30 protein-coding genes are annotated in these 25805 nt (G+C 45.1%); 13 read left to right on the top strand and 17 right to left on the bottom strand.

Annotated elements, in window-relative coordinates:
• Positions 1-4: 4 nt before the first annotated feature.
• Complete coding sequence (locus tag NB504_RS13810) at positions 5-907, bottom strand: Dyp-type peroxidase (RefSeq protein ID WP_017045744.1); 903 nt, start codon at positions 905-907, stop codon at positions 5-7.
• A gap of 66 nt (positions 908-973) precedes the next feature.
• Positions 974-1441: a DUF2919 domain-containing protein gene (locus NB504_RS13805; RefSeq protein WP_088732761.1), complete on the bottom strand. Its 468-nt coding sequence runs from the start codon at positions 1439-1441 to the stop codon at positions 974-976.
• A 179-nt stretch (positions 1442-1620) separates the two neighbouring features.
• On the opposite strand from NB504_RS13805, the gene NB504_RS13800 reads away from it, so the two are divergent.
• Positions 1621-1962 (top strand): DUF2956 domain-containing protein, encoded by a 342-nt coding sequence (locus tag NB504_RS13800; protein ID WP_017045746.1) that lies wholly within the window; start codon positions 1621-1623, stop codon positions 1960-1962.
• Positions 1963-1966: 4 nt separating this feature from the next.
• Entirely contained in the window at positions 1967-2320 is a 354-nt protein-coding gene (locus tag NB504_RS13795; RefSeq protein ID WP_258429095.1) for a DUF4156 domain-containing protein, read from the top strand.
• 21 nt (positions 2321-2341) lie between these two features.
• Here NB504_RS13795 and NB504_RS13790 read toward each other — a convergent pair whose 3' ends face one another.
• On the bottom strand, positions 2342-2629 hold the full coding sequence (locus NB504_RS13790; protein ID WP_010318729.1) for a helix-turn-helix domain-containing protein: 288 nt from the start codon (positions 2627-2629) through the stop codon (positions 2342-2344).
• A gap of 203 nt (positions 2630-2832) precedes the next feature.
• Here NB504_RS13790 and NB504_RS13785 point away from each other — a divergent pair, with 203 nt between their 5' ends.
• From NB504_RS13785 to NB504_RS13770, 4 genes are read left to right on the top strand one after another with little or no spacing between them, the layout of a single operon-like run.
• Entirely contained in the window at positions 2833-3180 is a 348-nt protein-coding gene (locus tag NB504_RS13785; RefSeq protein ID WP_258429094.1) for an ArsC family reductase, read from the top strand.
• 16 nt (positions 3181-3196) lie between these two features.
• Positions 3197-4330 carry a succinyl-diaminopimelate desuccinylase gene (dapE, locus tag NB504_RS13780; protein ID WP_094145235.1) on the top strand — a complete coding sequence of 378 codons (1134 nt, stop codon included), beginning with the start codon at positions 3197-3199 and terminating at the stop codon, positions 4328-4330.
• A 3-nt stretch (positions 4331-4333) separates the two neighbouring features.
• On the top strand, positions 4334-5017 hold the full coding sequence (locus NB504_RS13775) for a M15 family metallopeptidase (RefSeq protein WP_258429093.1): 684 nt from the start codon (positions 4334-4336) through the stop codon (positions 5015-5017).
• Position 5018: 1 nt separating this feature from the next.
• Positions 5019-5198, top strand: coding sequence for a DUF2897 family protein (locus tag NB504_RS13770; RefSeq protein WP_170906945.1), 180 nt, complete (start codon positions 5019-5021; stop codon positions 5196-5198).
• Positions 5199-5241: 43 nt separating this feature from the next.
• Here NB504_RS13770 and bamC read toward each other — a convergent pair whose 3' ends face one another.
• Together bamC and dapA are read right to left on the bottom strand one after the other, a co-directional pair.
• Positions 5242-6261, bottom strand: coding sequence for an outer membrane protein assembly factor BamC (gene bamC / locus NB504_RS13765; protein ID WP_094147531.1), 1020 nt, complete (start codon positions 6259-6261; stop codon positions 5242-5244).
• Between the two features lie 51 nt (positions 6262-6312).
• Positions 6313-7191 (bottom strand): 4-hydroxy-tetrahydrodipicolinate synthase, encoded by an 879-nt coding sequence (dapA, locus tag NB504_RS13760; RefSeq protein ID WP_094131614.1) that lies wholly within the window; start codon positions 7189-7191, stop codon positions 6313-6315.
• A 282-nt stretch (positions 7192-7473) separates the two neighbouring features.
• On the opposite strand from dapA, the gene NB504_RS13755 reads away from it, so the two are divergent.
• Together NB504_RS13755 and bcp are read left to right on the top strand one after the other, a co-directional pair.
• Complete coding sequence (locus tag NB504_RS13755; RefSeq protein WP_013856284.1) at positions 7474-8016, top strand: glycine cleavage system protein R; 543 nt, start codon at positions 7474-7476, stop codon at positions 8014-8016.
• A 13-nt stretch (positions 8017-8029) separates the two neighbouring features.
• Positions 8030-8497 carry a thioredoxin-dependent thiol peroxidase gene (gene bcp, locus NB504_RS13750; protein ID WP_013856283.1) on the top strand — a complete coding sequence of 156 codons (468 nt, stop codon included), beginning with the start codon at positions 8030-8032 and terminating at the stop codon, positions 8495-8497.
• Positions 8498-8578: 81 nt separating this feature from the next.
• Here bcp and NB504_RS13745 read toward each other — a convergent pair whose 3' ends face one another.
• The 3 genes from NB504_RS13745 to NB504_RS13735 form a co-directional block, all read right to left on the bottom strand.
• Positions 8579-10450: a methyl-accepting chemotaxis protein gene (locus NB504_RS13745; protein WP_017045754.1), complete on the bottom strand. Its 1872-nt coding sequence runs from the start codon at positions 10448-10450 to the stop codon at positions 8579-8581.
• A gap of 213 nt (positions 10451-10663) precedes the next feature.
• Complete coding sequence (locus NB504_RS13740; RefSeq protein ID WP_017042765.1) at positions 10664-11740, bottom strand: AI-2E family transporter; 1077 nt, start codon at positions 11738-11740, stop codon at positions 10664-10666.
• Positions 11741-11968 carry a sulfurtransferase TusA family protein gene (locus tag NB504_RS13735; protein WP_013856280.1) on the bottom strand — a complete coding sequence of 76 codons (228 nt, stop codon included), beginning with the start codon at positions 11966-11968 and terminating at the stop codon, positions 11741-11743.
• A gap of 194 nt (positions 11969-12162) precedes the next feature.
• Between NB504_RS13735 and NB504_RS13730 the strand changes: the two genes are divergently transcribed.
• The 4 genes from NB504_RS13730 to NB504_RS13715 are packed head-to-tail and all read left to right on the top strand — an operon-like array spanning position 12163 to position 14997.
• Entirely contained in the window at positions 12163-13620 is a 1458-nt protein-coding gene (locus tag NB504_RS13730) for a M48 family metallopeptidase (RefSeq protein ID WP_258429092.1), read from the top strand.
• A gap of 23 nt (positions 13621-13643) precedes the next feature.
• Complete coding sequence (gene arsC, locus NB504_RS13725; protein WP_017042768.1) at positions 13644-13994, top strand: arsenate reductase (glutaredoxin); 351 nt, start codon at positions 13644-13646, stop codon at positions 13992-13994.
• Complete coding sequence (wrbA, locus tag NB504_RS13720; protein WP_017042769.1) at positions 13991-14563, top strand: NAD(P)H:quinone oxidoreductase; 573 nt, start codon at positions 13991-13993, stop codon at positions 14561-14563. The genes arsC and wrbA overlap by 4 nt, the downstream gene beginning before the upstream one ends.
• A gap of 8 nt (positions 14564-14571) precedes the next feature.
• On the top strand, positions 14572-14997 hold the full coding sequence (locus tag NB504_RS13715; RefSeq protein ID WP_026027302.1) for a DUF2069 domain-containing protein: 426 nt from the start codon (positions 14572-14574) through the stop codon (positions 14995-14997).
• Between the two features lie 101 nt (positions 14998-15098).
• Here NB504_RS13715 and NB504_RS13710 read toward each other — a convergent pair whose 3' ends face one another.
• Positions 15099-16244, bottom strand: a complete 1146-nt coding sequence (locus tag NB504_RS13710; RefSeq protein ID WP_258429091.1) for a DUF2066 domain-containing protein — start codon at positions 16242-16244, stop codon at positions 15099-15101.
• A gap of 189 nt (positions 16245-16433) precedes the next feature.
• Between NB504_RS13710 and NB504_RS13705 the strand changes: the two genes are divergently transcribed.
• Positions 16434-17693 carry a uracil-xanthine permease family protein gene (locus NB504_RS13705; protein WP_010320498.1) on the top strand — a complete coding sequence of 420 codons (1260 nt, stop codon included), beginning with the start codon at positions 16434-16436 and terminating at the stop codon, positions 17691-17693.
• 45 nt (positions 17694-17738) lie between these two features.
• On the opposite strand, the gene ybaK is transcribed toward NB504_RS13705, so the two are convergent.
• The 8 genes from ybaK to hemA form a co-directional block, all read right to left on the bottom strand.
• Positions 17739-18215 carry a Cys-tRNA(Pro) deacylase gene (gene ybaK, locus NB504_RS13700; protein WP_026027304.1) on the bottom strand — a complete coding sequence of 159 codons (477 nt, stop codon included), beginning with the start codon at positions 18213-18215 and terminating at the stop codon, positions 17739-17741.
• 106 nt (positions 18216-18321) lie between these two features.
• Positions 18322-19983 (bottom strand): bifunctional UDP-sugar hydrolase/5'-nucleotidase UshA, encoded by a 1662-nt coding sequence (gene ushA / locus NB504_RS13695; RefSeq protein WP_258429090.1) that lies wholly within the window; start codon positions 19981-19983, stop codon positions 18322-18324.
• A 360-nt stretch (positions 19984-20343) separates the two neighbouring features.
• Positions 20344-21195 carry a 3-deoxy-8-phosphooctulonate synthase gene (gene kdsA / locus NB504_RS13690; RefSeq protein ID WP_026028071.1) on the bottom strand — a complete coding sequence of 284 codons (852 nt, stop codon included), beginning with the start codon at positions 21193-21195 and terminating at the stop codon, positions 20344-20346.
• 22 nt (positions 21196-21217) lie between these two features.
• On the bottom strand, positions 21218-22027 hold the full coding sequence (locus NB504_RS13685; RefSeq protein WP_017048839.1) for a SirB1 family protein: 810 nt from the start codon (positions 22025-22027) through the stop codon (positions 21218-21220).
• Positions 22028-22045: 18 nt separating this feature from the next.
• A complete protein-coding gene (locus tag NB504_RS13680; protein ID WP_013856268.1) occupies positions 22046-22429 on the bottom strand; it encodes a SirB2 family protein in 384 nt (127 codons plus the stop codon).
• The gene (prmC, locus tag NB504_RS13675; RefSeq protein WP_258429089.1) at positions 22414-23295 is read right to left on the bottom strand and encodes a peptide chain release factor N(5)-glutamine methyltransferase; all 882 of its coding nucleotides are present in this window, start codon (positions 23293-23295) and stop codon (positions 22414-22416) included. The genes NB504_RS13680 and prmC overlap by 16 nt, the downstream gene beginning before the upstream one ends.
• 4 nt (positions 23296-23299) lie before the next feature.
• Entirely contained in the window at positions 23300-24388 is a 1089-nt protein-coding gene (prfA, locus tag NB504_RS13670; RefSeq protein ID WP_096036609.1) for a peptide chain release factor 1, read from the bottom strand.
• A gap of 30 nt (positions 24389-24418) precedes the next feature.
• Positions 24419-25678: a glutamyl-tRNA reductase gene (gene hemA / locus NB504_RS13665; RefSeq protein WP_047687796.1), complete on the bottom strand. Its 1260-nt coding sequence runs from the start codon at positions 25676-25678 to the stop codon at positions 24419-24421.
• Between the last annotated feature and the right edge of the window lie 127 nt (positions 25679-25805).

The following is a 25805-nucleotide window of genomic DNA, read 5'->3' as shown; positions in this document are numbered from 1 at the left end:
AGACTTACTTTAGTTCAAGATGTTGCAGCATCTCAGCTGAAGGGGCAAAAAAGTACGCGCCCGTCACGGCTTTGGTAAAGCGCAGCAGTTGGTCTGTTTTACCATCCGCCACACCATACATACTTTCCAACATCACTTTAAAGTTATGCAGCGTATGGCAATAAGCAATGAATAGTAAACCGTGCTCACCACTCACCGTACCGTAAGGTAAGCTATGACGAACAATTTTTAGCCCTTTCCCCTCTTCTTTGATATCAACACGGCCAACGTGAGACGCTGCAGGTACATTATCAAGCTCAATCGAATCAGGCTTAGTACGCCCAATCACTTTTTCTTGCGCCGCCACATTTAAGCGATTCCAAGCTGGAAGGTTATGCACAAAACGCTGCAACATCACATAGCTGCCGCCAGCAAATTCACCATCAGCAATCAGTGCCACTTCTTGACGTTTTTCGGCTTTAGGGTTTTCAGTGCCATCGATAAAGTCCGTCATATCTCGCGCATCTAAGTAACGAAATGAGTAGGTTTCATCTACCATTTCAACCAACTCAGCCACAGGTTCCATCCATTTACGCAACACATAAAACAGCAAGTCATGACGATGAGAATGGCAGTGAATCAACACATCCACCTCGGTACTTGGTGCTATGGTTTCGCCTTTACCAAGCTCAGGAAAATCAATCAGCTCTTGTGGTATGCTTTGGTTTAAACGCTGCCAAAAGGTGCGAGTAAATGCGACCGACACGGTTAATTCAGCGCCGGGTTGATGTTGATTTATCTCATTGACTAAAGCGGGCAATGCTTTCAATTGCGCTAAAACATGCGCCGGATTTTGCTTTACTTTTAAAAGGCTAAACAGTGCAAACGGACCTGCTTCAGGCAGAATCGCGGTTTGAGGTTGTGTCATAAAATATCCTCACTTACTTATTTTTGCTCAGTGTAATTCAGTTTTTGGGGGCGACCTTGATTGGGATCACGCCTTGTCTATGAGCGGGATAGAAAAACAATCACGCACACTTTTACTCTTCAGTAGATATAGACCAAACCATAACAGCACCAACAGTGTGCTTGCATTGGCCCAATTAAAAACGCCGTGCTCTAAATAGATATGATAAAGCGTTTGTATAAATTGCAAGATAACCATAAGTAACGTCAGCGGTTTTCCCATGCTGACGATGCGGTTTAGCCACGATCGTTCAGGAGCACGTAAGCTGATAAGCCACATCAGAATGATACTTGGCAACCCCATAATCAACCCCAAATAAAGCATCGAATGGTCTGGGTAAACAATGGTTAAAATCGTCGTGCCATTATCTCGGCTTGCTCCTGCCACCACGAAAACAATCCAAGCTTTTGCCAAAAATAACCAACCAAGCCAGATAAGTTTAGGGGCTTTAAGAAAACCATGTTGGTCGTATCGCTCTAACGCATAACGCATCAATACCTTCGCTCTTTTAAAAAAACGTTTTTACTTTAGCGAATCGATTTCAAATAGCTAGCCAGATCTTTTGCTCTTGACCAGTTTCTAACTTGAACATCACGCATAGTGATCAATCTCAATAGTGAAGGATGACGATACGTGATAGGGTGAGCGCCTGTCTATAGCCGCTTGTAAACGTTATGAATAAAACGATTATTCCCTCAGAACAAACTCAGCAACAAGCCATGAAAGTCGCCTTAGCCACTCAAAAGCAAGGGCAAACGAAAGAACAAACCAAGCTGATCGCTCAAGGCATTGAGAAAGGCATAGCCTTGTATAAAAAGCAGCAAAAAGAGAAAAGCCGACAGGCAGATAAAGCCAAAAAAAGAGCATTGCAGCTAAAGAAAACCGCACAAAATACGGAAGAAGAACCCGCACACATTGAAACTTCATCCAGCTTGGTATCGACCTCATGGTTACCTTGGGCACTGCTGATCGTGAGCTGGCTTGGTTTTATCTCTTATCTAGTTCTGAAAGGTTAAACTGATGAAAATACTGTCTATATTATTGCTGGCAGCGCTAATGATAGGCTGTAGCTCATCACACAGCCCACTCCCAAACGATGCAGATCGCATCCAAATTCGTACTGATGCCGGATTTGATGCTGGTCAGTGTGACTGGTTAGGGGATGTGACAGGCAGTGAAGGTTACTGGTTCAGCTCTTGGCTCATTCCCAATGACAAATTAATTCGAAGGGCAGTAAACGAGCTAAAAACTCACGCTCATCAACTGGGAGGCGATACAGTAACGCTCGACTACTCCAATTATTTCAAAACCTCTGTCACGATTTTCGGTACTGTTTATCGTTGCTTACCCAATGTGGATATGAAAACACCATAAAAAAAGCCAGCAAATGCTGGCTTATGCACTAAATCCAAGGCTAGTCGCAATATCACAGCGACGATCCAATACCCATTGACTATCAAATGGCCCCCAATCAGAGAGTTGGTAGTAACCATCATTGTGACGCCTTCCATCTTGAACAAACATCAGTTCAATCCCTATTCCTGGCAGTGCTTTCAGGACATCCTGAATCGTACGGCGAGGCCACCCCGTTTTTTCGATGAGTTTGGGCACGTTTGGTCTTTCAAGGCTTTCTACTAACAAAGCTAAATACAGTCGCCTTGCAAAAACAGGACTCAGTTCCATTGACACCTCCTATTACTGTGCCGCTTCATTATTTCTGTTTTCACATTTAGAGTGTTGCGTTCGATCAATAACTTTCCAATCGTAAGCAACTGAAACACATTTTTTTTAAACAACGAAATAAAAGCATCTCTATTTTGTAAGCCACAGCGCTTCCTGATAGGATTTGACCATTAAAAAAATAATACGCCTCAACAAGGATTTTTATGACGATCACCATGTATGGCATTCCCAACTGCGACACCATTAAAAAAGCACGGAAATGGTTGGAAGCTGCGGGGGTGGATTACCAATTTCATGACTACCGCAAACAAGGTATTGATGCCGAGCTCGTGGCTCAGTTTTGCCAAGCACTTGGTTGGGAAAATGTACTCAATAAACGCGGTACAACTTTTCGTCAGCTCACGCCCTCACAAAAAGAGTCGTTAGATGCTCACAATGCAGTGACCTTGCTGGTTGAACAGCCTGCTATGATCAAACGACCTATTTTATTGGTCGACACCCATTACCATCTCGGTTTTAATGCTCAGCAATACGCTACTATTTTCTCTTAATACAAGGATTTCAAGGATGACAGACAGCCCTGTACTGGCGCTCGCAAAAGATCTCATTAGTCGCCAATCAGTAACTCCTGAGGATGCAGGTTGCCAGGACCTGATGATTAAACGCTTACAAGCGCTAGGGTTTGAAGTGGAAACAATGGTCTTTGAAGATACCACTAATTTTTGGGCTCGTCGCGGCACTCAATCGCCTCTTTTTGCCTTTGCTGGCCATACGGATGTGGTTCCCGCGGGTCCTTTAGCGCAGTGGCATACAGCGCCGTTTGAACCGACTGTAATTGATGGTTATTTACATGGGCGCGGGGCGGCAGATATGAAAGGCTCGCTTGCTTGCATGGTTGTCGCTGTCGAGCGCTTTATTGAACAGCACCCTAACCATCAAGGTTCGATTGCCTTTTTGATCACTTCAGATGAAGAAGGGCCATTTATCAATGGTACCACTCGCGTAGTCGATGCGTTAATGGCGCGTAATGAGCCAATTGATATGTGTATCGTCGGTGAGCCATCGAGTACATTAAATGTGGGCGATGTGATAAAAAATGGCCGTCGTGGCTCAATTACAGGCGATCTACAGATAAAAGGGATTCAAGGACACGTTGCTTATCCTCACCTTGCCAATAACCCGATTCACCAAGCCTTGCCTGCGTTAGCCGAACTTGCGGCAATAAAATGGGATGAAGGGAACGCTTATTTCCCACCGACCAGCTTCCAAATTCCAAACTTGCAAGCTGGCACGGGAGCATCAAACGTTATCCCCGGTGAGTTTGACGTGCAGTTTAACTTCCGTTTCAGTACCGAGTTAACCGATGAAGAGATCAAGCGCCGCGTGCATTCTATCTTAGATGCCCATGGATTGGATTATGAATTACGCTGGACATTAAGCGGCCAACCTTTCTTGACCGATACGGGCTCATTACTGACTGCCGTCGTTAAAGCCGTCGATGAGGTGAACCACAAATCCCCAGAGCTATTGACGACAGGGGGCACATCTGATGGACGCTTTATTGCCCAGATGGGCGCACAAGTGGTCGAACTTGGTCCTGTTAACGCGACAATTCATAAAGTTAACGAGTGCGTTAAGATTGCCGATTTAGAGAAACTGACGGATATGTACCAAAAAACCCTAGAGAATTTATTGGTGTAACCCATGACTCCAGAGCAGTTGACCGGACAAACCGACTCCCATTTAACATCAGTGCTGATTGGGCAGAAATCTTTCTTGGTTCACCCCGGGGTGATCCAAGATTTGCTCGATCTAAAGCAAGCGGCTGACGACGCTGGTTTTGATTTCCATATCGCCAGTGGGTTTCGTGATTTTGAACGCCAGTTGAACATCTGGAATCGGAAAATGTCAGGGCAAGCCGAATTACTTGATAATAACAGTCAACCGATAAACCCTGCTCAGTTAAGCGAAGAACAAAAGATATTCACGATTTTGCGCTGGTCAGCGCTGCCCGGTAGCAGCCGCCACCATTGGGGGTGTGACTTTGATGTTTTTGATCGCAAAGCATTACCGACAGGTGTCACGCTCAAGCTTGAACCTTGGGAATATCTCTCAGGCCACCAAGCTCCTTTTTATCAATGGATGAAAGAGCATTTACCTAAGTTTGGGTTTTTCTTCCCCTACCAAGGAAAGAAAGGCGGTGTTGCGTTTGAACCTTGGCATATTAGCCACAAAACAGCGGCTAAAGACTGTCTTAACCTGTTGACGCCAAGCGTATTGGCGACACAGCTTGAAAACATGCCGCTCCTAGGTGTGTCGACGGTACAAGAGAACTTAGATCGGATCTACACTCAGCACATTGTTAACATCAGCCAACCGGAGTCCTGATATGGAATTCATTACCAACCCTTGGGTTATCACTATTGTAATCTTAGCGGTGTTTATCGGTAATATTGCCGCGCTGAAATACACGGCTAACATGAAATTTGGCTTGAAAGGGAAGAAGAGTGATCTAGATAAACTCAACGAACTTGATAAGCACGAAGACTCAGATTCAGAGCAAAAATAAAGGGACTTTCGTCCCTTTATTTTTCATGGATTCGTCATCACAATTACTGACGCTCGGCAATCGCCGACAGTACAGGCACCATATCTTTCAATAGCTCCTCTTCCACCGGCTTGCCTGCTGAATTGGTCACGTTGATCGAGGTACGGTTACCTAAATCACCTAATAAGAAGGTGTAAGTTCCACTTTTCAGCGAGATAGGTTTCACGCCAATGTCTTGCCAAAAAGCGTCATCTGGCGCGGAGTATTTCGCTTTTATTGTACCTTGAGATTGGTTGCGCTCTTCGAGCGTAAAACCGAACTGCGGCATAAGATTAGGCAAACGTTGCCACAGAACATCGTAAGAGGTACGAGCAATAATTACAGGGAAACCACTACGGTCACTGCCCATCGTAATGGGGATCTGTTTAACCAACTGTTGAGCTTTACGTGCTGCTTCTTGACGTAGATCGGTATCGTAACGAGCCGTGACCAAATTGGTCATGAACGCATTATAACGCTCTTTATTGGTAGCACTCACTGGCATCTCTTTGCCACCTTCACGCCAACCAGTCAATGAAATCTTAAAGCCAAAACGATTATTCGCCATCACCCGTGAGATTTGGTAGCGGCTACCAATCTCAACTTCTTCATCTTCGGAAACCCAAGTCACCCAATCAGTATCAATCTGGTTTTCACTTTGTGCAGCGATACCAATGTTTCGCTCTTTAAGCATGGCTAACGCGGTTTGCCACACCTTATCGGCTTCATCTTGCTTGATCATCCATAATGTCACTTCGCCATTTTGGCGCTCGGCACGCGCGCCAGGGATCAATTCTAAGACTTGTTGAGGAGGACGAATATCCACAGTACGGCCAATGCCACCTTGGAAGTCACCTTCAGGGATCTGGTAATTAGGGTAAAACTGCGGAGTTGCTCCTTCAGGAAGTTGCCACTCTTTTAGAGCCGGGGTTTCTAAATAAGCAAAATCATCTTTTGCTTGGCGACGCTGAGAAGCGTTACCAGCACATGCGCTTAAAACAAAAACAGCTAGTGAACTGATAACTAGCTGATGAGTAAATTTCATTCAAACTCCTAGACTGCCGAGGAAAAAGCCTCGGCACAATATTGAATCGATTTAGAAGATACAAGCTTCGGTCATGGCTTGGGCAACCGTTGAACGTACAGGTTCAGACAGTTCAGTCAAAGGTAGACGTAGATCACCATTTGTAATCAATCCCATTTTGTGAGCAGCCCATTTCACTGGGATCGGGCTCGACTCAACAAACAGACCTTTATGCAAAGGCATTAAACGTTGATTAATAAGCTCAGCCTCGTCGAATCGGCCTTCTAATGCTAAGTGCATCATCTGCGCCATATCTTTAGCGGCAATATTATTCGTCACCGAAATAACACCTTGTCCACCTAATTTAACGAACTCCAAACCCGTCGCGTCATCGCCACTTAATAAAATAAAGTCTTTTCCACAAAGCTCACGATGCAGAGCCACTCGGCCCAAATCACCTGTTGCATCTTTCAAAGCGACAATCGTTTTAATTTCAGCAAGGCGAGCGACCGTTTCAGGACGCAAATCCACCGCTGTACGGCCTGGTACATTATAGAGAATCTGAGGGATATCAGTCTCTTGAGAAATTGCTTTGTAGTGTTGGAATAAACCTTCTTGGGTTGGTTTATTGTAATAAGGAGTCACACTTAAACAGCCAGCAATACCTGTGTTATTTAATAAACGACTAAACGTTACCGCTTCATGAGTAGCATTCGCACCCGTTCCCGCAATCACAGGAATACGTCCTTCGGCAAACTCGACGGTTTTTGCGACAACTTTGACATGCTCTTCAACGGTAAGCGTGGCAGATTCACCCGTTGTTCCGACGGCAACAATGGCGTCAGTTCCGGCTGTCACGTGAAAGTCCACCAGCTTCTTCAAACTAACAAAATCAACCTCACCATCATGATTAAACGGTGTAATGAGCGCTACGATACTTCCTGAAAACATGTCCATCTCCCTAATTTGTTACTTTCTGCATGGTACTGTAAGGCGATTGAAAAACACAAGGGATTAAATTCGCTTAATCAGCCCATTTGGATGAATATTTATCAGATGTTAGAGGTTTAACAAACAACATCAATTGAGGGCAAACTTTATAGCGGATCTGAATATGTCGATGTCAACAACACGTTATTTTCAAGACGGAGTTCTTAAAAAGCTATTCCACCACCGTTCCTCTATAATTTAACTGTGATAACATGCCCAAAACGATAAAAGTGAAGCGATATTATGACTCAGCATCTAGTGATCACTGCTGTAGGGACAGACCGCCCTGGTATCTGTAATGAAGTGGTACGTTTAGTTACGCAATCAGGCTGCAATATCATCGATAGCCGAATTGCTTTGTTTGGCAAAGAGTTCACGCTCATCATGCTGGTCTCTGGCAATACAAACCACATCACCCGAGTAGAGACAACCTTACCTTTATTAGGCCAACAACATGATCTCATCACCATAATGAAACGTACATCACCTCATGATTATCAAGATAATGCCTATACGGTTGAAGTGTTTGTTGAGTCTGAAGACAAAATTGGCCTAACAGAGAAATTCACTCAATTTTTTGCCAATCGTAATATTGGTATGGCTTCACTGAGTGCGCAGACGATTCATAAATCGAAGTTACATCTTGATCACGACCAATTTCATATTGCCATTACCGCCAGTGTCGATTCAGGGTGTAACTTAATGCAACTACAAGAAGAATTTGACAGTTTATGCAAGACACTGGATGTACAAGGTTCGCTCAACTTTATAAAAAACAGTCAATAAAAAAGGAAGAATAATGAAAACGCTTACTGCAGGCACGCCAGCACCTGCTTTTTCACTTTTAGATCAAGATGGAAATACCGTTTCCCTTGCTGATTTCTCAGGGAAAAAGGTGTTGTTCTACTTTTATCCTAAAGCCATGACACCAGGTTGTACTGTTCAGGCTCAAGGCCTTCGAGATGTAAAAGCGGAACTCGATGCTCACAACGTAGTGGTACTCGGAGTCAGCACCGATCCCGTGAAGCGTTTAGGTAAGTTCATTGAACGTGATCACTTAAACTTCACTTTATTATCCGATGAAGACCACGTGGTTGCTGAGCAGTTCGGCGTATGGGGTGAGAAGAAGTTCATGGGCAAAGTTTATGATGGTCTACACCGGATTAGCTTTTTAATTAACGAGCAAGGTATCATTGAACAGGTTTTTGATAAATTCAAAACCAAAGATCACCATGAAGTGGTACTTGATTATCTAAACGCCCAATAATCAAAACTCGACTGAAATAAAAAATGCCAGTTCTTAATACTGGCATTTTTGTAACGCGACTAATCAAAAGTTGATGTGTAATTACACAATGAACTTATTGAGCAGGGCATCTTGCTCACGAACGTTTTCCGTTTGAACCTGCATTGCGATATTGGCTTCTTCAGCAGATTGTGCCACTTGCGTCGACAAATCTTTAATCTTCACTGTATTGGTGTTGATCTCTTCAGCCACAAGGCTTTGCTCTTCTGCCGCAGATGCAATTTGGATATTCATGTCCGAAATCACTTGTATCGCATCACGAATACGGTTCAGTGCCGAATTTGCCGTTTTCGCTTTATTTACCGCATCAACAGCCGTCGTTTTACTTTCATTCATAGCTGAAGAGACGGAACTCGCTCCTGCTTGTAATTGCTCAATCATACTGCGAATTTCGGTAGTCGATTGCTGAGTGCGCTGAGCTAGTGTACGCACTTCATCAGCAACAACGGCAAAACCACGGCCAGATTCACCCGCTCGAGCCGCTTCAATCGCCGCGTTTAAGGCAAGCAAGTTAGTTTGATCAGCAATGTCATTAATCACTTTCAAAATAGTTTCAATATTCGCCGTCGCGGACTCTAGGCCTTTCACCTCTTCCACCGCTTGGTCAATGCGGGCCGATAAATTGTCGATCGACAATGTCGTTTCACTGACCACACTGGAACCATCTTGCGTTGCTTCATCGGCTTCTTTCGCCGCTGCTGCTGCACCTTGCGCATTATTGGCAACTTCTGTCGATGTCACTGCCATTTCGTGCATTGCAGTGGCTAGTTGCTCTAACTCTTGTAACTGGGTGCGCATCGCTTCTGCTGACTCATGAGCACCTTGCACCGTGAGCTCTGTGCCACGCATGATCTCTTCACCAATCGCTTTTGATTGCGTGATCTGCTTTTGCAGCGTCTCAGTAAAGGTATTAAACCCTGATGCGAGTTGAGCAAACTCTTGGTCCGTATTGGTATCCAAGCGTTTAGTTAAATCCCCCTGCCCTGAGGCGACATCTTGAATCGCTTCATTGAGCACACCTAATGGACGCATTAACACTTTAATCAGTAGCGTCAAGCCAATCACACTCAACACAAGCCCAATTAACGTATAGATAATAGAGCTATTGCGTAATACGCCAATCGCATTGAAAGCGATGGATTCATCAACAATCGCACCGATGTACCAGTTCTCACTTGGAATATGAGTGAAGCTGACGAGATAACGGGTACCATCAATTTCAATCTGTTGGTCCCCCTCTTTCAGAGTCACTTGCGGTAAATAAGTCGATAACTTCTCACCATTATTTTTGGTATCAGGGTGAGCAATCGTCGCTCCGTCACCTGAAACGATAAAGAGGTAACCCGCATCGAATAAATTAATAGAGTTCACCAATTCAGCTAAACCCGTCAATTCCATATCGTAGAACATGGCACCAGAGAATCGACCTTGATCGTAAATAGGCGTACCAATAGAAATGATCACATTTTTGGTAGAAATATCGACATACGGCGCTGTAACGATAAGTTTTTTCGATGCTTTAGCATCCACAAACCAAGGGCGCTTGCGAGGATCGTAATCAGCGCTTGGCTCCCAACCGTCATCATTCTCCACCACTTTACCATCGGATTCATACCCTAACCCTATGGCTAAAAAGCTTTTTTTCAACTTCGGTTTTTCAAGAATGTTTTTAACGTAATCCCGGTTGAGCGGATCAAGCTCAATCACCTCAGTCATTGACTGAGCTAAGGATTTTTTGCTTTCCATTTCAGAAACAATGGTGTTTTTAACCCCTGCTTCCATTTCATTCAGACTTTTTGTAACTAGGGATTCTATTTCCGAGCGCACAATGCTCAGTTGCTGAATAGAAATAAGCGAGACGGTAACAAGCAGAAGTGCAGAAGAAGCTGCAACTATTTTTTGGCTAAACTTCATAAGTATCCCTCATTGATGCCAAATTAATTATCATTTTTGTGGTTATAGTTAGTTATCGCCAAGTTACAAAAAATCTATAGCTTTTTTACACATCCACTTAGTTCAGTCTAATCAATATTTACTATTTGGCAAAAAAAAGCCTAAAACGATTACGGTTTAGGCTTCCTTAGAGATTCTGTTTACTCTCTATTTTTTATTTATAATTCAGTGATTTTAGGGTGATTCAGCCTCAACAACAGGTTCATCAGTGCTGGGCAAAGCATGCCATACTGCTTTTACTAGAGTGGCAAGAGGAATTGCAAAAAATACGCCCCAAAACCCCCATAGCCCACCAAAGACTAACACCGCGACAATGATAGCAACGGGATGTAGATTAACGGCTTCAGAAAATAGAACGGGAACCAATACGTTGCCATCCAAAGCTTGGATGATGCCATAAGCAATTAATAATGTGTAAAATGGTGGAGTCATGCCCCATTGGAAGAGACCGACGATGGCAACTGGCACCGTCACAGCGGCCGCGCCAATATAAGGGATCAAAACCGATAGACCTACAGCCACAGCAAGCAACACCGAATAACGTAAATCAAGAATGGCGAAAGTGACGTAACTGATACTACCAACAATCAGTATTTCTAACACTTTTCCACGGATGTAGTTTGAGATTTGTTGGTTCATCTCTTGCCATACTTTAGCCGCGAGTTTACGGTTACGTGGCAATAACCCACTGGTCATTCGCAGCATTTCATTCTTATCTTTCAATAAAAAGAAGACCAGCAACGGCACTAAAATGAGATAGACACCCAAGGTGGCCAAACTCACAAGAGAAGCAAGTGACCCTTTAACGACACTTTCCCCCATACCTAAAGCCTGGTTCTTCGCATTGCTTATCACCGACTCAACAATCTGTAAGTTATCGAGTTCAGGGTAACGTTCAGGAATACTCAAAATGAAGCTTTGCAACCCTGCATACATGTTAGGAATGTCATTGATTAAATTACCAACCTGTTTCCAAATGGTTGGTACTAAACCAAAGATAGCCAGCAGCATCAAACCGACAAACAGCAAAATCACCAAAATTACGGAAACGGACCTAGGAAGCCCAAAACGGCGCAATTGCATTACTGGCCACTCAAGTAAATACGCCAGCACAATGGCCACAAGCAGTGGCGCAATCAAATGACCGAAGAAATATATCGTTACAAAACCAAAAAACAGAATAGCAACCAGACTAACGGCATGAGGATCAGAAAAGCGTCTTTGATACCAACGAGTTACCATTTCAAACATTTAATCGAGTTCCTTAATTACTTTTAGCCAAAAATAGTCGGGTGACGTGTTCCACTGGCAACGAAAGCCATGAGTAGACAAATATTTTTCTATATCCTGTCCTGAGCTGACGTCGTTAAGCCAAATGTCTAATACCTCACCCAAAACCAATTGAACAGTGTGACGCTTCGCAAGTAATAAAGCCATCGGACAACGCTGCTGGCGTAAATCCAGAATATTTGGTTCCATTCTTCTGCTCAATGCTTAATATAGGCCTGCCATTGTATCGAGTTTTGACTGGCATGCCAGTGTTTATCGATACTCAAATACCGGCTGGCTTACTCTTCTCTCTCTACAATTTTTGGCCGTTATTTTGAGTTGGAAACCAATTCACACATTCAATGTCATACAGACAAGAAGATCACGGAATATCACTGACAAATATGAAGTTTAAACGCGCTCGATCCTTACTTTGCCTCTGTATTACTGTGGCGATAAACGCCCCTTCCTTGAGCTATGCCGACACCATAGAGCTACCGGATATTGGGACAGTAGCAGGTTCGACCTTGACGATTGATCAAGAGCTTATTTATGGTGATGCTTATATGCGCATGCTGCGTAACAGCCAGCCTATCGTCAATGATCCGGTGATAAACGAGTACATCGATAGCCTAGGGCATAAATTGGTTGCCAATGCCAACGATGTAAAAACGCCGTTCACCTTTTTTATGATCCGCGATCGCAACATCAATGCGTTTGCCTTCTTTGGCGGTTATGTTGCGTTGCACTCTGGGCTGTTTTTGCATGCACAAACAGAAAGCGAACTCGCTTCGGTTCTTTCGCACGAAATTGCCCACGTCACGCAGCGCCATTTAGCACGCAGTATGGAAGACCAAGCCAGACGCTCACCAGCAACAATCGCCGCATTGGCAGGCTCTTTGTTACTGGCTATTGCGGCACCTGAAGTAGGCATTGCCGCCATTACCGCCACCACTGCAGGCAGTATGCAAAGCCAAATAAACTATACGCGCAGTAATGAGAAAGAGGCTGACCGATTTGGTATTGCAACGCTAGCCAAAGCGGGGTTTGATGCCCAAGCCATGCCAAGGTTTTTTGGCCGCCTCGCTGATGAATATCGTTACGCTAGTAAACCGCCACCGATGTTACTAACCCATCCGCTGCCAGAAGATCGTATTACCGACAGCCGTGAGCGCGCCCAACACTACCCGCCTATGCGCCTTCAACCTTCATTGGATTACCATTTAGCACGCTCGCGAATTGTTGCTCGCTATGCTGGAATTGATAATGAAGCCGCTCTTGATTGGTTTAAGCGTGCGGAGAAAAAAGAGAGTGCGACTCTCGTGCCAGCCTTCCAATATGGCAAAGCCTTGGTTTATCTCGATAGCAAGCAATTTGATAAATCAGAGGCGATTTTATTAAAGCTGGTTGCACAAGACCCAACAAACAATTTCTATCTTGATGCGATGGCCGATCTCGATATCGCTCTAAATCAAGCGGCCAAAGCCCAAACCTTGCTCGAGAAGGCGCTCAAACAGAAACCGAACAATCCAACCTTAACAATTAACTACGCCAACAGCTTGTTAAAACAAGATAAATTGTCTGATGCCATTCGGGTATTGCAGCGCTACACCCATGACAACCCTAATGATACCAACGGCTGGCATTTGCTATCAGAAGCGAATATCGGCATTGGCAATAGCCAAGAAGATCTCGCCGCGCGGGCGGAGCTTCTAGCGCTCAAAGCTAATTGGAATAAAGCGATTCAATATTACACTCAAGCAAGTCAACTCGCCGAACTTGGCAGCTTAGAACAAGCTCGCTACGATGCACGTATTGACCAATTGATGGTGCAACGAGACCGATTCTTATCACTCCAATAATCACAATACAACGAGGAGAAGTTATGTCAGTCGTGATTTATCACAACCCTAAATGCTCAAAAAGTCGTGAAACTCTGGCACTGCTAGAAGACCGCCAGTTAAAGCCACAGATCATCAAATATTTAGACCAAGCGCCAACCATCGAACAGTTGAAAACCTTGTACGCTCAACTCGGGCTACAACAGGTTCGTGATATGATGCGCACCAAAGAAGATCTCTATAAAGAACTTGGCCTAAGTGATGATGCACTTACTGATGATCAACTATTTTCAGCCATGGCCGCGCACCCTAAGTTGATTGAGCGTCCCATTGTTGTCGCCAATGGTAAAGCGCGCCACGGCCGTCCACCAGAGCAAGTACTTGAGATTTTATGAGTATTAAAGTCGTCGTACTTTATTACAGCAGGCACGGTTCAACGCAAGCTCTGGCACGGCAAATCGCACGCGGAATTGAAGCACAAGGCGCGACAGCGCTCTTGCGCACCGTTCCGGCGCTAGACAATCATGCAGAGCAAACGACCGATCCCTACCTGACTCTGGATGAGTTAAAGCAATGTGATGGTTTGGCTTTTGGCAGCCCAGTCTGGTTTGGCAATATGGCCGCGCCACTGAAGCACTTTTGGGACCAAACGACCCCTTTATGGATTAGCGGTGCATTAATTGATAAACCCGCTTGCGTGTTTACTTCTTCATCCTCTTTGCATGGCGGCCAAGAGAGTACGCAACAGAGTATGATGCTGCCACTGATGCATCATGGCATGTTAATCGTTGGCATCCCTTATTCAGAGCCTGCACTGCATACCACAACCTCTGGAGGCACGCCATATGGTGCAAGCCATGTCGCAACACACTCGCCACAACTCACTACGCACGAAAGTGAACTGGCTAAAAATTTAGGAAAACGGCTGGCAATGCTAGCCAGCCGATTAAAGGACAGATTATGACGGCAGAAATGATGCCAAGCACCAAGCAGTACCGATGGCTAGCTTTACTGAGTAACTTATCCCTAATTATATGGGTGGTTTTATGGCAATTCTCGCTCTCTCCTCACCCTCATCTTAATCATGTTGCATTGGCCATTGCATGGGTTATCCCGCTGCTTTTACCATTACCGGGAATTTTGGCCGGAAAACCCTACACTCACGCCTGGGCCAACTTTGTTTTAATGCTCTACTTTCTACACGCGTTAACGCTGATTTATGTTGATGGAGGGGAGCGCTGGTTAGCGGTAGTAGAACTGCTACTGACATTTGCCGCTTTTGTCGGTAATACCTTGTATGCTCGCCATCGCGGTAAAGAGCTCGGACTGAAACTCAAGCGTCTATCTGAAGTCGAAAAGCAAGAGAAAGCCAATTTTACCCACGATAATCAACCATAGAGTCAATCCATGACAGGATTGCCTATTCTTCTCATGCAAAAAGAGCCCTGATGGGCTCTTTTTGATTATCTCAGCATTTGTTCAAGGGGTGACTGAGTACTTTACGCTTGCCACTCAAAAGAGAGCACTCGCTTCACTGGTTCAGTGATGGCCTGAGATAATGACGGTTCAGGTGTGACTTGCAAAGAGCCTGACTCCACAGCAGAATCATCAACCTCTGCTGCTGGGGTAAGCTGTGTTGGCACACTCTCTGGCTGTGGGTCGTCAATTTTAGCGACTTTGCCCATGCGTAGCACTTCTTGCTCAAACTCGGACTCTGAAGCCAACAAATGCACTTCGAAAGTGATTTCCTCACCTTGAATCTTGAGAATGTCCAAAGAAGCAACAGAACTTAAGCGCTTCAACTTATTCTCCAAGGTAAAGAAATCCATTGCATCATCAATCGGGCTAAAACGAGCAAGCAGCGAAGAAGAGGATTCACTGGCCACGATAACCGAGCTCTTTCTTGCATAGTAATCACTCAATTGATCGACCATTTGTTCAATAGCATCGTCACCAGACGCTTGACCAGACAGTGGCGCTTTCGTCGCTTGTGTGATTTGAACGGCAGGTTGATCATACAAACTCCAACGCACACCATTACTTTGCACTCTGACCACCAATACAGCATCGGTTGGATAACGTTGGCTAGCCATGCTGATAGGCTGCACGAAACCGCCCCACAAATCCGATACTTCCACACCGGTAATATCATCAAAATCACCCACAGGTACTGTGATAGGCAAACCGCGAGTTTGAGTCGCGCCTTTAAGCTGTTTTAACGTACTCGTGTCAGAATGCTCCCAAGCGATACTGCGGTCATAACCTGACTCTTCAATCAACCAGACTAAAACATTAGCTCGGTTTTCAGGCCAAAATGGTAATTGAGCTTGAGTTAATAATGTGCGGATATGCGGTGCGCTAAACCCCATAACAATCGAAGATTGCGCCCCATTTTGACCATAACTGATTTGCGCTAAATATTGCGAATTCTGCCTTAAGGCTTTTTTAATCACCTCATTGTTCACCGCATTCCTATCACCCGAAGCTCGAACAATCACTTCGCTCATCCCTTTGATACGAGCATTCGCGTCGGCATTGTCTTGCTGTTGATCAATCACGACTTCGGTATGGTATAAGTCGACCTTGGTTAAGGCATAAGCAGGGAGAGTGAGTAAGCTCATCACCAACATAGCTAAATAGCGCATACTGTTCCTATGATCTGTTTTGTGAACGTCGATGATAAGCAACTATCCGGTCCGCGGCAAGGAATCCACGGCAGAGTTCGGTGATAATTTCATCAACATTTGTGACTTTATTTGATCTAGTTTCAATGGCAATCGTTTGCAAAAGTGATAGAATCCCGCGAATTTTTATTTTGCTTCAGGGAAATCATGATGAAAAATGCCATCCAAGGCGCACAGATGCTCTTCGTCGCATTTGGTGCGCTGGTTCTTGTCCCGCTGTTAACTGGGCTTGATCCTAACGTTGCACTATTTGGCGCCGGTGTCGGTACCCTTTTATTCCAACTTATTACTCGCCGCTCTGTCCCCATCTTTCTTGCTTCTTCCTTTGCCTTTATTGCACCGATTATGTTTGGCATCCAAACTTGGGGCGTCGCCTCGACGATGGGCGGTTTAGTGGCCGCTGGTTTTGTCTACATACTACTGGGAGCGATCATCAAAGTCCGTGGCGTCGAAATCATCCACAAAATTTTACCTCCTGTGGTCGTTGGCCCGGTGATCATGGTGATTGGCCTAGGCCTTGCGCCTGTTGCTGTAAACATGGCGCTAGGTAAAACCGGAGATGGTTCAGTACAACTGATTAGCTCAGATGTAGCGATGTGGATCTCTTGCGTTTCACTGTTAACCACCATCACGATTAGCGTTTTTGCCAAAGGTTTTCTCAAACTATTGCCGATCTGCGGCGGTATTTTTGCAGGCTATCTTTTGGGCCTCTATTTTGGTGTAGTGGATTTTACTCCTGTTACGCAAGCGGCTTGGCTGTCAATGCCGAACTTCACTTTCCCTGAGTTCAACATCAACGCGATCTTGTTCATGATCCCAGTTGCAATTGCTCCGGCAGTCGAACACGTGGGCGATATGCTCGCGATCTCAAACGTCACTGGAAAAGATTACATCAAGAAACCTGGGCTACATCGCACCATTGCGGGTGACGGTGTTGCCACCATCGCAGCCTCGATGCTGGGTGCGCCACCAAACACTACGTACAGCGAAGTGACGGGTGCCGTAATGCTGACGAAAGCCTTTAATCCAGTAATCATGACTTGGGCTGCGATCACCGCGATTGTATTAGCATTGGTTGGTAAGCTGGGCGCGCTACTACAAACCATTCCAATTCCCGTAATGGGCGGCATTATGATTTTGCTGTTCGGTTCAATTGCAACGGTTGGCCTAAACACACTGATTAAAAATCATGTCGATCTTCACAAGTCTCGTAACTTAGTGATTGTGGCAGTGACATTAGTGTTTGGTATCGGCGGCATGGCCTTTGGTATCGGAGAGTTTAGCCTACAAGGTGTCAGCTTATGCGGTATCGTAGCCATTATTCTAAACTTGATCCTTCCTAATGACTTAGGAGAAAACCATGTGGTGGATAACGCCCAGATGGAAGAAGAGATCAAACTAAAGAACTAATTTTGCCAGTCAATCCGGCCTCAATCGAGGCCGGATTTTCATTCTCTATTCTTGACACAATTCAACAAACTCACCTCGTGTTAATAACGCAAGATCGCTCGGTGCCAATTCAATCTCTAAACCGCGCTTACCTGCACTGACACAGATGGTCGATTGATCTTCTGCGCTGAGATGAATGAAGGTCGGTAGTGCTTTTTTCTGCCCAAGCGGGCTAATACCACCGACCACATAACCTGTGGTTTTTTGCGCTATGTCTGGATTAGCCATTTCCGCTTTTTTCGACTTAGCCGCTTTGGCCGCACGCTTTAAGTTTAATTTTTGATCAACAGGAATAATCGCGACAGCGAGATTTTTCGGCTCGCCATTTAAGCAAAACAGCAGTGTTTTAAACACTTTTTTCGGATCTTGTCCCAAAACCTCAGCCGCTTCTAAACCATAACTGCTGTGATTAGGATCATGTTGATATTGATGGAGAGTGTGAGGAATTTTTTTCTTTTTCGCCAAATCAATCGCAGGTGTCATCGTGCTTATCTCAAAATAACCATTAGTGCCGATAAAAAAGCGATGCCTAAGCACCGCCTTTAGTTAAAATGATTGCTCACAATGAGTCAAACTCTTTATCGCGCTATCACTTATAGACAATTTCGCCTGCTGGTGCATATTGGTTCACATCAATTGGACTGTGTGCTTCGAGGTAATCTTTTAATACTTCCGCGTCCACAAACCCCGTATTCACATAACCTGGATGATCGGAGATTTTTGGATAACCATCACCACCTGCTGCATTGTAACTAGGCACGGTGAAGCGATACGTTTCGTCCAAACGGAGCTGCTTATCACCAATAAAGACGTTCGATACCTTACCATTGGCCACTGTCATCGAAATCCCCGCGAATTGTACATAAGCGCCAGAATCAACAGGTTTGGTCGCCACTTCATTGAGGTAATCCAACACTTCAGCCCCGGTCATATCGGTATAAGTGAGAATATTGGCAAAAGGTTGTACTTTGAGCACATCTTTATAAGTGATTTTTCCTGCATCAATCGAATCACGCACGCCGCCAGAATTCATCACCGCAAAGTCGGCTTTTGCGCGTTCCATATGAGAAAGTGCAATCAAACGACCTAAATTGGTTTGTTGGAAACGCACAACGTTGCGATCCCCTTCTAACTTGCCATTACTTTGTGCAATGACCACATTCAGTTTCTCTTGACCTTGTTCTTGATATGGGCGCAAAAAGTTAAGCATTTCTGGATCTTCAGCAATTTGCTCTTGAATCAGTACGCGCTTACTCTCGCCATTCACGTTCACTTTTTTCTTCAAGTTTACGGGGATCAGGTTGTAGCTCACCATGTTCAGTTGACCATTACGGAATTCGTAATCCGCACGGCCAACATACTTACCCCATTCATGCGCTTGCACTATGTAAGTACCGTTTTGCATATCAGGCTTACATTCATCTCCCGGATGGAAGTTTTTCTTCACCACATTAGGGCCTTCCATGCAGACAGGCTCTTGAGAGTGGCCGCCGACGATCATATCGAGAGAACCTTCATCCAAGTATCGTGCAAGCGCAACATCACCCGGTGCATTCACACCACGTTGACCATTTTCATAATGGCCCATGTGGGTAACGGCAAAAATAAGGTCCGGCTTTTCCGTTTTCTCAATTTCTGCGATCAGTTTTTTCGCTTCTTCTTTTGGATCTCTAAACTCAATACCACCAATATATTCAGGGTTGCCGATTTTAGCGGTATCTTCAGTCGTTAAACCGATAACCGCTATTTTCACGCCCTGTTTATCAAACATTTGGTAGGCTTGGAATAGACGTTTTCCGGTCGCTTTATCGTAAATGTTGGCCGACAGCATTGGGAAATTCGCCCACTCTTTTTGCTTAAACAGCACCTCGAGCGGGTTATCGAATTCATGGTTACCTAACGCCATCGCATCATAACCAATCTTGCTCATGCCTTTAAAATCAGGCTCTGCATCTTGCAGATCAGATTCAGGAACTCCGGTATTAATATCGCCACCAGAAAGAAGCAGTACGCTGCCGCCTTCAGCTTCAATATCAGAGCGAAGATCGTCGATCAGCGTTTTACGTGCCGCCATACCATACTCACCATATTTGTTTTGCCAGAAACGACCGTGGTGGTCATTAGTGTGTAACACGGTGAGTTTATAAGTCGTATCTTCTTTCCACTCATGAGTGGGTTGAGTTGCGCAACCCACAAGGGCTGTAAGAATGGCCGCGCTGAGCGCTGTTTTTAGAATAAGACGTTGTTTCATTATCATACCTTTGAACTTGAAAAATCCACTGCTTGTGAGGGGGAGGCTATGGTCAACGTTGCAAACACAAAATCAAGCCATACCAATAAACTTGACCCAGTTTAAATTAACATCTCAAAGGTGACAGATTGATTTCATATTTATGTAGAATTGATCACTATAAAATCAATTCAAAAATGTAACGGTTGCCACAGGTTACACGTGAAATTTTAATGGATCACAGGCAATCGTTTTCTTTCCTAAACACGGAAAAATAAGGAAAAGTGAGCACTTAGACAAGATAAACAGGTTTGGGAAACATTCGATAAAATTTGACCACCTTGCGGTGGCCAAATTATGAGTGGTAGATCCAACAAAAAATCAGCGGATATCGATATGAGCAAAGCTCTTGATCAAATCATCTAACGCTTTCATTTGTGCAAGGAAAGGTTCAAGTTTATCCAAAGGCAGTGCCGATGGACCATCGCAACGCGCTTTATCTGGGTTTGGATGCGCTTCAATAAAAAGGCCCGCAATCCCGGCAGCAAGACCTGATTTTGCTAACTCAACTGTCTGTTCACGACGCCCACCAGAAGCTGCGCCAGAAGGGTCGCGCATTTGCAGTGAATGGGTCACATCAAAAATAATTGGGCTGCCGTTTGATACTTTTTTCATCACACCAAAACCCAACATATCAACGACCAGATTATCATAGCCATGGCAAGCACCACGTTCACACAAAATCACTTTGTCGTTGCCGCACTCTGCAAATTTTTCCACGATATTGCCCACTTGGCCAGGGCTCATAAATTGTGGTTTTTTCACGTTGATCACTGCACCTGTTTTCGCCATCGCTTCGACAAGGTCAGTTTGACGAGCAAGAAACGCTGGCAGTTGAATCACATCTACCACCTCAGACACAGGCTGAGCTTGAGCTTCTGTGTGCACGTCAGTGATGATTTTGACGCCAAAGGTCTCTTTTAGCTCTTGGAAAATTTTCATTCCCTCTTCCAAGCCGGGGCCACGATAAGAGTGAACAGAGCTGCGGTTGGCTTTATCAAAAGAAGCTTTAAACACATAAGGGATGCCGAGTTTATCGGTCACTTTCACGTAATGCTCACAGATTTGCATCGCTAAATCACGGGATTCAAGGACGTTCATTCCAGCAAACAGAGTAAACGGTTTGTCGTTAGCAACGGGAATATCACCCACGTGGACGATTTTTTGTTCCATTTTATTCTCTCTCATTTAGCGGTTAATGCAGCGTAATAGCTTCAAAGCTTAATGCATTAACTTGATTTTTTAATAACTCAGCCGCCGGATCATTCGGACAATGATCAATAAAGTATTGATAATCGGATAAGGCAATTTGGTGACAATCCAGTTGCTGATAGATAAAGCCGCGATCGCGGATCTCATACGGATCATCAGGAACAAAAGTCAGCGCTAAATCAGTACAACGCAGCGCTAAGGTATAACGCTCTTCTCTTAATAGTGCGCTCTTTAGTAGTGCCAGCCAACGACCGATCACCGTCGGATTATCTGTCACTTCCAAATGACTCGATTTCAGCTTAGACAAGACCCCTTTATGCCCAACTAACCACGCTTGTAGTATATGTAATGAGACGGTTTCACCAGTAAAAGGGTTAATATAAATCGGTGATTCATCGCACCAATGCAACTGCAATAAAAACTGTGTGGGAAAGGTAATACCTTGTAAAGGAAAGCCTAGCTTGCGCGCAAAATAGAGCAACAGCGCACCTAAACTGACGGGAATACCTTTGCGGTGCTGCAATACTTTATCGATGAAGGCATTACGTGAATCAAAATAAGCCTCTCTGTCACCGCGAAAACCCCATTGTTGGTAAAACAGATGCAACAACGCTTCAAAACGCTGTTTTTCATCCTGTTCATTAGCTAACTCGTGTTTTGCTTGTGTAAGCAAACGGGCCAACTCTTGGCGTGCCCATTCATCCTCAGTTTCAGGATTGACGGCCTTGTTTAAGATCAGCGCCCCTTCCACCAATTCCATTGCATCAAAATCTTCATCGAACCATTCAAACATAATGCCGCTCGGATGCTGTTAGCCTAAAAACATAGCCGTTTTTACGATGGCGATTTTTCCCGCCATAGCAAGCCAACCTAATGCGCCCAAAAAAGCAAAGGTACGCAACAGCTTATTCCGACCCAGTTTGAGCGCAAAGAAGCCCAGCGCAATGTACGCCATCACACAGGTCAGCTTCTCAGTTAACCAAGGTGCGGCTGGGGTAAATGGGATAAAACCAGACATCACAATCAACGCAATACCCGATAACAACAACAGCGAATCGTTAATATGAGGAAAACGTTTCAAAAAAGGGTGTTGCAGCCATTTGGAATCCATCATCATCAAGGCATAACGTACCGACAACAATAGTGCACTGATCGCAATGGTCAGTAGATGAAAATGTTTTAATCCTTCGTACATGATGCTCTCTCTTCTGAGTGCGAATATTGACCCAGTGTCACTCGGTCATTACCCGCATAATCCTTTTCTGTCACTACATGGTGATAGCCGAGTGACTCAAATAACGCTCTGACTGCCGCCCCTTGATCATAACCATGTTCAAACAGCAGCCAGCCTTGTTGCTGCAAATAGTGACGCGCATTCTCTGCAATGTGTTTAATGTCAGCCAAGCCTTTATCTTTGGCCACCAGCGCACTTAAAGGCTCAAAACGTACATCCCCTTGCGTAAGATGGGGATCATTCTCTTCAATATACGGTGGATTGGAGACAATTAAAGCAAACTTTGTACCGAGCTTTAAAGGTTCAAACCAACTGCCTTGTAAAAATGTGACATTGGTAACAGTTAAACGCTGCGCGTTTTCCAACGCTAAGGCTTGCGCTTCTGGGCGTAAGTCGATACCAACCACATGACGTTCAGGTAGCTCGGACGCTAGCGCTAATGCTATCGCGCCAGTTCCTGTGCCTAAGTCCAAAATATCCCCTTGCGTCTGCTGGCTTTTTTCTAACGCAATTTCAACCAAACGTTCAGTATCCGGCCGAGGAATTAATGTCGAAGGCGAAACTTTCAGTGGCAGCGACCAAAACTCACGTTCCCCGACCAAATAGGCCACAGGCTCCCCCGTCACTCGACGCGTAATCAGCGAGCAAAATTGCCGCGACTGCGTTTCGCTTAAGGTCTTTTCAGGCCAAGTCAGCAGATAAGAACGTGGTTTATCCAGTACATGGCAAAGCAGCACCGCTGCATCCACAGAAGGCGAATCACTGCCGCCTTCTTGGAGTTGAGCAATCGCGGCTTTCAACGCATCATCAATACGAGATAACGTCATGGGATCAGTGTTGATCGGCAAGAGCGGCAAGTTGGTCTGCTTGATATTCTTGAATGATTGGATCAATCAAGCTTTGCAGATCCCCTTCCATCACTTCATTAAGACGATAGATGGTTAAGTTAATACGATGATCGGAAACGCGACCTTGCGGATAGTTGTAAGTACGAATACGGTCGCTACGATCACCAGAACCCAGTAGGTTACGACGAGTATCGGACACTTCGGCTGCGCGCTTCGCTTCTTCCGCTTGTGCAATACGAGCGGCCAATACGGCCATCGCTTTGGCTTTGTTTTTGTGCTGTGAACGCTCGTCCTGACACTCAACTACCGTGCCTGTTGGTAAGTGGGTAATACGGATCGCAGAGTCGGTGGTGTTTACGTGCTGACCACCCGCGCCCGATGAGCGGAAAGTGTCAATTTTCAGATCGCTAGCTTTAATTTCTGGAATTTCGGCTTCAGGAATTTCGGGCATGATCGCGACGGTACAAGCGGAAGTATGCACACGACCTTGAGATTCCGTGGCCGGTACACGCTGTACGCGGTGACCGCCTGATTCAAACTTAAGCACACCGTAAGCGCCATCACCACTCACTTTAGCAATCACTTCTTTATAGCCGCCATGCTCAGCATAACTAGCGGACATAATTTCGATACGCCAGCTCATTTTCTCAGCATAACGGCTGTACATACGGAACAGATCGCCAGCAAAAATACCCGCCTCATCACCGCCCGCCCCTGCACGAATTTCTAAGAAGCAGTTGCGATCATCGTTCGGATCTTTTGGTAGCAGCAGAATTTGCAATTCATCAGTGAGACATTCAATTGTCGCTTTGGCCGCTTTTATTTCCTCTTGAGCCATCTCTCGCATTTCAGCGTCTTCGTCTTTGGTCATCTCTTCCGCGGCAACCAAATCCTCTTGCGCTTGTTGGTAAGCTTGGAAGCATTTAGTGACTTCCTCAAGCTGAGAGTACTCTTTTGACAAAGTACGGAATTTATTTTGATCACTAATTACGGTAGGCTCGCCAAGCAGGCGCTGAACCTCTTCGTAACGCTCAACAAGGGATTCAAGCTTAACTAAAATCGACGCTTTCATAGTTTCTTCTTTAATTCGGAGTGACGGATATTATCGAGGGTCGTCAAGACCCAAACTTTGTCTAATCACGGCCAATTTAGCCGGTTCACCTAACTCGGCAGCGCTTTGCAATGCTCGGGTTGGTGTGTGGATCAATCGATTGGTGAGTTTGTTACTTAACTCAAGTAACACTTTTTCAGGATCGCCCCCTGCAGCCAGTGCCTGCAAGCTTTTGCTGAGCAATTCTTGACGAATTTCGTTGGCCGATTGACGGTATTCTCGGATGCTGTCTACTGCTTGCAAGGAGCGCATCCAGCTCATAAAGGCAGCGCTCTCTTCACTGACAATCGCTTCAGCTTGAATGGCTTCAACTTTACGCTGTTCCATATTGCTGTCTACAATCGACTGTAGATCATCAACCGTATACAGATAGGCATCGTTTAAATCCCCGACCTGCGATTCAATATCACGAGGCACGGCAATATCAATCAGTAACATGGGTTGATGGCGGCGCACTTTAATCGCACTTTCTACCATCCCTTTGCCAATAATCGGCAGTGGGCTGGCGGTTGAACTGATGACGATATCCGCGTGAGCGAGATAGTCAGGTATCTCATTGAGTGCAATCACTTCAGCGTCAAACTGCTGTGCAAGCCCCATCGCTCGCTCGCGGGTTCGGTTGGCGACTATCATGCGTTTACATTGATGGCTGGCTAAATGCTTCGCAACCAGTTCGATGGTTTCACCCGCTCCAACCAACATTACCGTTGAATCAGAGAGTGATTCAAAGATTTGCTTTGCCAACGTACAAGCAGCATAAGCCACAGATACCGCACTGCCGCCTATTTCGGTTTCGGTGCGCACACGTTTAGCTACCGAGAATGCTTTTTGAAATAGTTTTTCAATCGCTGAATCAGCCGCGTTATGCTCGCGAGCATCCGCATAGGCTTGCTTCACCTGCCCTAAAATCTGCGGCTCACCCAATACCAGTGAATCCAGCCCACAAGCCACTCGCATCAAATGACGAATAGCGGCTTGTTCTTCATGTACATACAAACTCGGTTTAAGATCTTCAGGATTCACATGATGGAACTGAGACAACCAATCGATTAACTTACTTTTGCTCGACGATTTTACATCACAATAAATTTCCGTGCGATTACAGGTAGAGACAATAACGCTACCTTGAACGCTGGAACTGGACGCAAGTTGTCGCAAGGCTTCTGATAATTTATCAGGACCAAACGCCACTTTCTCTCGCAGTTCTACCGACGCTGTATTGTGATTTATTCCAATAGCAAGCAAGGACATCTATAGAGGTTTCTCGGTTCAGGAAATGTAAATAGGAGCCGAATTTTACTTGATGCCCTGTTTTAATGAAAGGGCAACAGGGATTTGTTTTCCCGACTTCGTGATATCAATGATATAGTGAGGCGTT

Origin of the sequence: Vibrio sp. RM-69-4, assembly GCF_024743775.1 — a bacterium.
In the GTDB taxonomy this organism is placed as follows: Bacteria; Pseudomonadota; Gammaproteobacteria; order Enterobacterales; family Vibrionaceae; genus Vibrio; species Vibrio anguillarum.
The sequence above is the reverse complement of the archived record's forward strand: the minus strand, read 5'-3'. Positions and strand labels throughout refer to the sequence as shown.